This is a genomic window from Arthrospira sp. PCC 8006, assembly GCF_046480465.1.
In the GTDB taxonomy this organism is placed as follows: Bacteria; Cyanobacteriota; Cyanobacteriia; order Cyanobacteriales; family Microcoleaceae; genus Limnospira; species Limnospira platensis.
This window is the reverse complement of record NZ_PKGG01000034.1, coordinates 24,480-33,999: the sequence shown is the minus strand read 5'-3', so window position 1 is coordinate 33,999 and position 9,520 is coordinate 24,480. Positions and strand designations below refer to the sequence as shown.

Here is a 9,520-nt window from a genome sequence, read left to right as displayed (position 1 = left end):
CCTGTTGGTTGAGGAGTTTCTCCCCACCTCCAATCCATATGACTAAAAAAAGTGATGCTACTTCCACTTGGTGGAGGATTACAGCATCCCCCGCTACCCATTTGTCTGTCGAACTCTTCAACGCTGTACTTTTCATTAGCTTTTATGGTACAACCGATATTGCCATTTCCGCCATTTCCATTGTCTGAATCATCATCTGAATCATCATCTGAACTATCGCCTGGTCGCCTTCCTTTATCATCATCTACCTCGTCACCGCTATTAGGACCGCCAAAACCTCTACCAGCGCCACCCTTTCCCCTAGGTTTTTTTCCTCCCTTTGGTTCATCTCTGTTTGGTGGTTCCTTGACAGTTGCCTCTTTTTTAATATCCTCTCTTTTTTCCCTTTCTTCAGCTTCTCTTTTTTTGTGATATTCATCTGCATCCCAGTATTCAGGAGCTACATATTTAGAATCACTTATAAATTTGTTTCGAGTATCTAATTCCCTCCCGTATKGGTCTCCAGTCCAACCTCGAAACGGGTCTCCTAGTTTACCGGGGTCATCGTTTAATCTAAAGGGAGCTGTGTCATATCTAACTCCCGAGCGAGGTCTAACCTTTGGTTTGTCTCTAATCGTCCGTCTGTCTCTAACCATATTAACGTTTTGTACTAAGTTTAATAGTATTATATGATAGTATAATTATGTTACTAAATCCATTAAATAAGGGAAATCATGAGAGGTGTTAAAAATATCGCGGCTAATATAAACGCTGCTAACTGGAGTAACGCCATAGAGTTATTTAACGGGACTATTTTAGAATCATTAATAACAGTGGCTATKAAAAAAGGTTCTTTGGTGGTGAACTCTTCCCAAGGGGGCGGCAGTAAGGATACTTGGGTTTTATTCTAATCTTGGCGGTAACTTTGTTAGCCACAATTGTCGTTACATTTTGAGTCGAAAAAACTATGCTCAGTCGTGTTGCTGATTCTATCTATTGGCTGAATTGCTATATAGAAAGGGCTGAAAATATTGCCCGATTTGTTGATGTTAACCAAAATTTGTTGTTGGACTCTCCTTCGGGAATGAAGCAACAATGGCGACCTTTGGTGTTAACTACTGGGGATTTAGAACTGTTTAAGGAACGCTACGGAGAGGCGACCGCTGAAAATGTGATTCAATTCCTGACTTTTGATAATCAGTATCCTAACTCGATTTTATCTTGTCTGCGGTTGGCGCGACAAAATGCGCGATCTGTCCGGGAAATTATTTCCTCGGAAATGTGGGAACAGGTCAATGAGTTTTATATGATGGTGCGAGATGCTGCTATGGGGGATAGCTCCTATTATTTGCCGGAGTTTTTTAATCAGGTGAAGCAGCAAGCCCATTTATTTGTTGGGGTTATGGATGCGACTATGACTCATAATGAGGGCTGGCATTTTGGAAGGATGGGAAGAATGCTAGAAAGGGCTGATAAAACTTCTCGGATTCTGGATGTTAAATATTTCATTTTGCTGCCTTCTGTGGAGGATGTGGGCACTACATTGGATGAAATTCAGTGGATCGCTTTGCTGAAATCTGCTAGTGCTTATGAGATGTATCGTAAACGCCGACAACACCGGATTACCCCTTTTGGTGTGGTAGAATTTCTGATTTTGGATCGGGAATTTCCTCGCTCGATTCAGTATTGCATATTACAGGCAGAGCGATCGCTTCAACATATTACCGGAACTAGGCCGGGAACTTGGAAAAATCCCGTAGACCTGGAGTTGGGACGTTTGCGATCGGAGTTGGACTATATCATGATTGATGAGATTATGAATCGGGGATTACATGAATTTCTCGATAATTTGCAAACCCGGATTAATATGATTCAAGAGAAAACGTTTGAAACATTTTTTGCCCTGGAACCTATGCCGGAAACAGCTAGTCAAAGTCAAGTAAGTTGACAGTGATATAATTATGCCTCTCTCCTTCCCCACCTATTCCCACTAACTGGGGGGTGGGGTGGGGCTGTACCTCGTCAGCCCTGTTCCTAATTGAAATACCCCTGACACAGTGATGATTTATAAGATTGTTCATACCACCATATACACCTATACTAAGTATGTGGAATTAACCCCCCATATCGTCCGCTTACGACCCCGTTCTGATGCCTTTCAGACTCTACAGAATTTTGCTATTGATGTGGTTCCCGAACCGAAAGGAATTTCGGCAATTGTTGACCTAAATGGTAATGATGTCCTGAAATTGTGGTTTGATGAACCCACGAAAGAATTAAAGATTAAAGTCAGTTCCCAAGTGGAAACCTATTGTAATAACCCCTTTAACTATTTGCTGGAACCTTGGGCGATGAGATTGCCGATCGCCGATTATCCGGCACCGATTTTAAGACATTTACAGCCTTATATAGAAGGGAGAGTTGACCCGGCGGCGGTGCAATTAGCCCAGGAAATTTGGCATGGTTCCCGGGGGGAAGTTCTCACGTTTTTAAGTGATTTAAATCAACGGATTTATCGAACTTGTCGCTATACTATTCGGGAAACTGGGGCGGCTTTCCCCCCCGGAATTACTTGGAGACAGCAAGCGGGTTCCTGTCGAGATCTGACGGTTTTATTTATGGAGGCTTGTCGGGCGATGGGTTTGGCGACTCGGTTTGTTAGTGGCTATCAGGAAGGGGATCTCAATAATAGCGATCGCCATCTTCACGCCTGGGCTGAGGTTTATCTTCCGGGGGGAGGATGGCGCGGTTATGACCCCACCCAAAATTTAGCTATAAGCGATCGCAATATCGCCCTGGTTTCTAGTGCCATTCCTGAATATGCTAGTCCCATCAACGGCAGTTTTCGGGGGCGAGGGGCATCTTCTCACATGAAATATGATTTATCCATTGAAAAACTCTGTTGATTAAGTATTTTAGCAGTCACATCAACAACCGATACCACTGCTATACTAGGTAAGGAATTTAATTATCCCGAACTTTTCCATCCTTTTCGCCTCTCAATGGGCATCAGATACCATAGTCATCACCTGAAAATCCTGAGCTTATTCAGATCGACAGAATCAGTGTAACAGAATATCCTGATCATATAGCCTGTATGTTGACTCACTATAATTCTGCAAATGAGGGTGAAAATATGAAAACTATTTTAGTAGTTGAAGATAATCCGATTAATTGGCAGATCTTTCAAAGAATTATCACCCGTAAAGGTGGGATGCTTGCCTGTCATACTGAGGACGTGGAAACTGTGATCAATATGGCAACTTCTAAACAAGCTGATCTGATTTTGATGGATATTTATCTCAACAATAGTTATTATGAGGGTCAACCCATTGATGGTATTAAAATTACCCAAATGCTAAAAGCTAATCCCGAAACTGCTAGTTTGCCAGTGATTTTAGTGACAGCCCAAGGGGATGAAAGCGATCGCGAATATTTCCTGGCCCAAAGTGGCGCTGATGGTTACATCCCCAAACCCATTATCGATCATCAAGCCTTTATTAACCAAATTAAAGCCACAATTGCGGGGGATGTCCTAGCCGAAAATGAACAATGATAGAGGTTTTAAAATACGTCATTAATCTACCTGTTCAGCATGACGAATAGCGGTATCAGGTAAAATACTAGGGGGTGGAGAAATCTCGATCGCCTGTATATTTTCCATAGGAATTACTAACAAACGATCCTCTAGCTCTATAATAATTTCATGGGAACCCAAAATCTGTTGCAGAGGATTAATAGGGCTGCCCTGCAAGGTTTGATGAGGCATAAACTCAAACTGGTAGGACTCCCCATTGATATAATGAACCGTTAAGGAAATCGGAGTTAATTTACTCATTGACGACGTGCTTCTAACTGTTCATAAACGTTTCGTAAATCCACCTGATGATAAGCCAGAGCCACGAGGGAATGATAAAATAAATCGGCTACTTCTGAGGCGATCGCCTGCGGCTCATCATCCTTACAAGCCATAACTACTTCCGCCGCCTCTTCCCCAATTTTCTTGAGAATCTTATTATCTCCCCCCGCAAATAACTTACAGGTATAGGACTGGGAATTAGGATGATCTCGGCGATCGCAAATTACCTGAAACAAACCCGCCAAAGTATGCCCAGCAGAGCCATTTAACTGGGAGGGAGAATGAGCCACCCCAGCCACCAGAAAATTGCCTTGGTGGTCATAGCGAATGGACTCGGGCATAATATCAGGATGCCAAAGTTGAACCTGTGACTGTTGAACCCACCACAGTTGTTGAGTCACCAGGGTTTTCTGTAGCGCCTCTCGGTTCATTGACCCCAAAGCCAAAACGCCACCATTTAAGATATCCTGAATGGCGATCGCTACCAGGCCCTGCTCATCGTAACGAATTTTATCAATATCAATCAGATTCCCTAATTCTGGGGGTTTCCCGGCTGCCATAACTCCAATAAATGTCATAAAAAACACCACTACTGTTTAGAATATCATTTTGTGTCCTCACCGTTGGCAAATTTGGCACTAAAGCATCGGAACATCTAACCATAAGGAGATTAAAGTGGTAAGCACCCCATTACAAACAACCAAATCTGAAGAAATCTTCAGCGCCGCCCAAAAAATCATGCCAGGGGGGGTTAGCTCCCCAGTACGCGCATTTAAATCCGTTGGCGGTCAACCCATAGTTTTCGATCGCGTCAAAGGAGCATATGTTTGGGACGTTGACGGGAACCAATATATTGACTATGTTGGCACTTGGGGGCCAGCTATTTGCGGTCATGCTCACCCAGAAGTAATCGCCGCCCTCCACGAGGCTCTCGAAAAAGGGACCAGTTTTGGCGCACCCTGTGCCCTAGAAAACGTTTTAGCAGAAATGGTGATCGATGCCGTTCCCAGCATCGAAATGGTCAGATTTGTTAACTCGGGTACGGAAGCCTGTATGTCCGTACTGCGGCTAATGCGAGCCTTTACGGGTCGCGAAAAAATCATCAAATTTGAGGGCTGCTACCACGGCCACGCGGATATGTTCCTAGTCAAAGCCGGATCGGGTGTGGCGACTCTCGGCTTACCCGATTCTCCCGGTGTACCTAAAAACGTGACTGTAAACACTCTCACCGCCCCCTACAATGACCTAGAAGCCGTCAAAAAACTATTTTCGGAAAATCCCGGTCAAATCGCAGGTATCATCCTAGAAGCCGTTGTAGGCAACTCTGGCTTTATTCCTCCTGATGCGGGTTTCCTGGAAGGTTTGCGGATGCTGACCGAGGACAATGGCGCTTTACTGGTATTTGATGAGGTGATGACTGGCTTCCGCATCGCCTACGGTGGGGCTCAAGAAAAATTTGGTGTCACCCCAGATTTAACCACTTTGGGTAAAATTATCGGTGGTGGCTTACCTGTGGGAGCCTATGGCGGTCGTCAGGATATTATGGCTATGGTCGCCCCAGCAGGTCCCATGTACCAAGCTGGAACTCTATCGGGAAATCCCCTAGCCATGACGGCGGGAATTAAGACTCTGGAATTATTGCAAAAGCCGGGGACTTATGAATATCTCGACCAAATTACCAAAAAGCTGAGTAATGGCTTATTGGAAATTGCTAAAGAAACAGGTCATGCGGCCTGTGGTGGGCAAATTAGCGCGATGTTTGGGTTCTTTTTTACGGAGGGACCTGTTCATAATTATGATCATGCTAAAAAGTCGGATTTGGCTAAGTTTGGCCGCTTCCATCGAGGTATGTTAGAACGGGGTATTTATTTGGCTCCTTCCCAATTTGAAGCCGGTTTTACTTCTTTTGTGCATACTGAGGAAGATATTGATCAAACTCTGGTGGCGGCGCGGGAAGTTTTATCTGGTCTGTAGATAATTCTGCCAGTCAATAGCTGGGTTTGTATGGGATTTTTGGTGAACTCTGAAGGTCTCATATAAAACCTGGTTTTGGCTGGGGTGTGTGGGGCTAATGTTAACCTGTTGATGGGGATGATTAATCACTGTAAAAAATTATTGATTTTGGGAGGAACTGCGGAAGCGACATCCCTATATAATCGGGTGAAAACTATGGCGAATATAGAGGCGATCGCTTCTTTTGCAGGTCGCACTCAACAGCCAGTTACCCCGAAAGACCCGGCGGCTTTTCGGATTGGGGGTTTTGGCGGTGTTCAGGGTTTAATCGACTACTTAAAACAACAAACAATTGATATTTTAATTGATGTTACCCACCCCTTTGCTGCACAAATTTCTGATCATGGGGCTATAGCAGCTAATGAATGTGGAATTAAACGGTTAATGGTTGTCCGTCCGGCTTGGGAAAAAGTCCCCGGCGATAACTGGGTTGAGGTGGATAGTCACTCACAGGCTACTATGGTTTTACCAGGGTTAGCTGAACGGGTATTTTTAACTATTGGTCGTCAGGAACTTTCCGCCTATGCTGAAGTTAAAAATATCTGGTTTTTAATGCGGATGATTGACCCCCCTCAGCCTAATTTACCTATACCTAGGGGGGAATTATTGTTACAACGGGGGCCTTTTTCGGTGGTAGATGAACTCTCAATTTTGCGGGAATATCAACTGGGTGCAATTGTTAGTAAAAATAGTGGCGGTGATGCTACCTACGCCAAAATTGTGGCGGCGCGAGAGTTAAAATTACCTGTGGTTATGGTGCAACGTCCTCCCATTCCTATGGGGGAAACGGTGGCTGATATTGAGTCGGCGATCGCTTGGTTACAGAAACAATAAAGGGGATTTTAGTTATGGTTTAATCACTGACCATTGAGTGACAGTAGCTAAGGGTTTCCAGCCTAAAAAACTGCCAATGGCTGCGGTTCTTTCAATGCCAATTCTGGTAAGTTCCCCCCCTAATTGATGATGCCATTTTAACAGAATTAACTCACTCTCTACTGTGACGGTATTAGCCACTAGACGACCTCCCGATCGCAATTTTTCCCAACAGGTTTCTAACAGACATGGGGTAGTAATACCACCACCAATAAAAATGGCATCCGGGGAAGGTAAATTAATTAATGATTCCGGTGCTTTTCCTGCTATAATTTTTAGGTGAGGCGTTCCTAAAGCTGTGGCATTATCAGCAATATATTGTAAGCGCCTGGGATGCTTTTCTATGGCTATACTTTGACAACGGCGATCGCTTCTCATCCACTCGATACCAATGGACCCACAACCTGCACCGACATCCCATAAAAGTTGTCCCGGTAGGGGGGATAATCGGCTGAGGGTAATCGCTCGCACTTCCTGTTTAGTTAACTGTCCGTCGTGGTCATAGGCGCTGTCAGGAAGTCCCGATAAACGAGGGGAAAATTTAACCGGATTAGAACTAATACACTCCACGGCGATCGCATTTAAATCAGCCACTTCGTCAACATCCCAAGAGGAAGCGAAACCGGAAATTTGTCGCTCTTTTTTGCCTCCCAAATGTTCCAAAACGACGATTAAACTATCACCAAATCCTTGATGTGTTAGGAGTTCAGCCACGGCGGCGGGAGTGCGACTATTTGCACTTAAAATTAATAGACGCGCACCCCCATAAATTACGCCATTTAATAAAGCTACAGGACGACCACATAAACTCAGGGTTTCCACATGGGTTAAAGACCAACCCAAACGACTACACATTAGGCTAAATGTGGAAGTAGAAGGAATGATAGTAATTTCCTCAATGGGAAGGTGACGGGTAAGGGTAACGCCAATACCATACCACATCGGATCGCCACTGGCTAAAACACAGACGGGTTGACCACGGCGGCGGATAATTTCTGCGATCGACTCATCAATAGGAGAAGTCCAGAGGAGTTTTTCTCGGTTATCCTCCGGGGGTAACATTGCTAAATGACGTTGACCACCGACAACTACTGAAGCCATAGATAAAAGCGATCGCGCCGTGGCGCTTAACCCTTCTAACCCATCTTCCCCAATTCCTACAATTGATAACCATTTATGGGAAAAATCCCTGCTCACCATAATTTATAGTTAAAATACCAGTATTCATGATATAGTATTTGGGCTTGTAGTTGGGAAAGTTCGGTGAGATTCCGACACTGTGCCGCAACTGTAATACAATTTTCTGAGTCAGAATGCCAACTACAAGTTATTGATGAGTTGTCAAAATCAGCTAATTTTGCGGCTCATTCTCTGCGTCGCATGGAGAAAAAAATCACCATGAATTGGTTAGTTAAAGCAAATGTTTGTCCGGGTCTATTTTATGGAACCCACGCCCAGGATGGTTTTTTAATCCGCATTCGGACTCCGGGAGGATTGATTAATAGTAAACAGGGTAAATTTTTGGGTCATTTATTAACGGAGTGGGGAGGCAAGCTACAAGTAACTAATCGCGCTAATTTACAAATTCGGGGAGTGCAAAAAGCGCCAAGTCTAGCAGTTTTTGATACGCTGCAACAATTAGATTTAGCCGCTAAAAATCCCACCATAGACCACCTACGCAATGTTATGGGTAGTCCGACGGCGGGAATTGATAGTCAGGAGTTAGTTGATACTCGTCCCCTGATTAAAGCCTTGGATGATCTGATTCAAAATCACCCGTTAATTGGCGAACTTAGTCCTAAGTTTAGCATCGGAGTTGATGGAGGGGGAACAGTGGGAATTGGTATGCGTTCTCCGGTGGCTTGGGAACATCGATATAATGAGATTCAACTTAATGCTATCTCGGTAAATGGTGGGGATAATGGCATTGATTTTCAGTTGGCGATCGCCGGAGATAAAAAGCTATATAATACTCAACTTGTCATCAAGCCAGAACAATGTTTATCCGTAGTCGCTACCCTTATTAATGTCTATGGGGAGTATGTCCGAAAAAATCCCTTAGATACCGGGAAAAAGCCTCGGATGAAACAGCTAATTGACAATCTAGGATTAGATACATATATCCAGCAAGTCAACAGCCAACTAACCCAGCCCTTGCCGATATTATCCGCTGAACCTACCCCTAGCAAACCCTATCATCATTTGGGAATTTATCCCCAAAAAAACGCCGAATTGTGTTATATTGGGATATCATTACACCTAGGACAAATTAATGCACAACAATGGTTAGGATTAGTCGAACTTTCCGAAACCTTTGGTAATGCCGAGTTAAGATTAACCCCTTGGCAAACAATTATAATGCCAAATATTCCCCATCATAAAATTAGCCAATTATTGCCGAAACTATCCTTATTAGGCTTCGCGGAAATTGAGTCAAATCAAGTGGCGATCGCTGCTTGTGGTGGTAAGCCTGGCTGTGCCGCATCACTTACCGACACTCAAACTCACGCCGCCCAATTAGCAGAATATCTCCACCAGCGATTAAATTTAGATACTCCTATTAATATTCATGTAACCGGCTGCCCTAAATTTTGCGCTCAACCTAGTCCCGCAGAAATTACCCTTTTAGGGCATACAATTAATCAGAATGGCGAAACTATGGAAGGCTACCAAGTTTATATCGGGGATGGTCAACAATCCTTAAAACACAAAATTTTTGAGGGAGTGTTTACCGAAATACCCAAATTTTTGGCTGAGTTTTTGCGCCAAAATCCTGGATTAAATTAATAACTAATT

10 protein-coding genes, 1 pseudogene and 1 riboswitch are annotated in these 9,520 nt (G+C 43.9%); of the genes and pseudogenes, 7 read left to right on the top strand and 4 right to left on the bottom strand.

The genetic code is table 11. The annotated features are described in order from the left end of the window. A pseudogene (locus tag B9T16_RS07930) lies at window positions 1–635 on the bottom strand (hypothetical protein); the annotation flags it as partial. 78 nt (window positions 636–713) lie between these two features. Here B9T16_RS07930 and B9T16_RS07925 point away from each other — a divergent pair. The 4 genes from B9T16_RS07925 (at window position 714) to B9T16_RS07910 (ending at window position 3,535) form a co-directional block, all read left to right on the top strand. Then, the gene (locus B9T16_RS07925) at window positions 714–890 is read left to right on the top strand and encodes a hypothetical protein (RefSeq protein ID WP_410244478.1); all 177 of its coding nucleotides are present in this window, start codon (window positions 714–716) and stop codon (window positions 888–890) included. A gap of 56 nt (window positions 891–946) precedes the next feature. Further along, window positions 947–1,927, top strand: a complete 981-nt coding sequence (locus B9T16_RS07920; protein WP_006619505.1) for an alpha-E domain-containing protein — start codon at window positions 947–949, stop codon at window positions 1,925–1,927. Between the two features lie 112 nt (window positions 1,928–2,039). Continuing rightward, complete coding sequence (locus B9T16_RS07915) at window positions 2,040–2,885, top strand: transglutaminase N-terminal domain-containing protein (protein WP_014275628.1); 846 nt, start codon at window positions 2,040–2,042, stop codon at window positions 2,883–2,885. Between the two features lie 230 nt (window positions 2,886–3,115). Beyond that, on the top strand, window positions 3,116–3,535 hold the full coding sequence (locus B9T16_RS07910) for a response regulator (protein WP_035736417.1): 420 nt from the start codon (window positions 3,116–3,118) through the stop codon (window positions 3,533–3,535). A 21-nt stretch (window positions 3,536–3,556) separates the two neighbouring features. Here B9T16_RS07910 and B9T16_RS07905 read toward each other — a convergent pair whose 3' ends face one another. Together B9T16_RS07905 and hisE are read right to left on the bottom strand one after the other, a co-directional pair. Further along, window positions 3,557–3,817 (bottom strand): hypothetical protein, encoded by a 261-nt coding sequence (locus tag B9T16_RS07905; protein ID WP_006619508.1) that lies wholly within the window; start codon window positions 3,815–3,817, stop codon window positions 3,557–3,559. Continuing rightward, entirely contained in the window at window positions 3,814–4,416 is a 603-nt protein-coding gene (gene hisE, locus B9T16_RS07900) for a phosphoribosyl-ATP diphosphatase (RefSeq protein ID WP_410244476.1), read from the bottom strand. The genes B9T16_RS07905 and hisE overlap by 4 nt, the downstream gene beginning before the upstream one ends. 97 nt (window positions 4,417–4,513) lie before the next feature. On the opposite strand from hisE, the gene hemL reads away from it, so the two are divergent. Both hemL and B9T16_RS07890 read left to right on the top strand, forming a co-directional pair. Beyond that, window positions 4,514–5,812 (top strand): glutamate-1-semialdehyde 2,1-aminomutase, encoded by a 1,299-nt coding sequence (gene hemL, locus B9T16_RS07895; RefSeq protein ID WP_410244475.1) that lies wholly within the window; start codon window positions 4,514–4,516, stop codon window positions 5,810–5,812. A 117-nt stretch (window positions 5,813–5,929) separates the two neighbouring features. Next, window positions 5,930–6,685, top strand: coding sequence for a cobalt-precorrin-6A reductase (locus B9T16_RS07890; protein WP_410244477.1), 756 nt, complete (start codon window positions 5,930–5,932; stop codon window positions 6,683–6,685). 12 nt (window positions 6,686–6,697) lie between these two features. Here the strand turns inward: B9T16_RS07890 and B9T16_RS07885 are convergent, their stop codons facing one another. Beyond that, window positions 6,698–7,924: a bifunctional cobalt-precorrin-7 (C(5))-methyltransferase/cobalt-precorrin-6B (C(15))-methyltransferase gene (locus tag B9T16_RS07885; protein WP_006619512.1), complete on the bottom strand. Its 1,227-nt coding sequence runs from the start codon at window positions 7,922–7,924 to the stop codon at window positions 6,698–6,700. A 26-nt stretch (window positions 7,925–7,950) separates the two neighbouring features. After that, window positions 7,951–8,092, top strand: a riboswitch (adenosylcobalamin (AdoCbl) riboswitch). Between B9T16_RS07885 and cobG the strand changes: the two genes are divergently transcribed. Continuing rightward, window positions 8,063–9,511, top strand: coding sequence for a precorrin-3B synthase (gene cobG / locus B9T16_RS07880; RefSeq protein WP_315642792.1), 1,449 nt, complete (start codon window positions 8,063–8,065; stop codon window positions 9,509–9,511). It overlaps the preceding riboswitch by 30 nt. Window positions 9,512–9,520 lie beyond the last annotated feature (9 nt).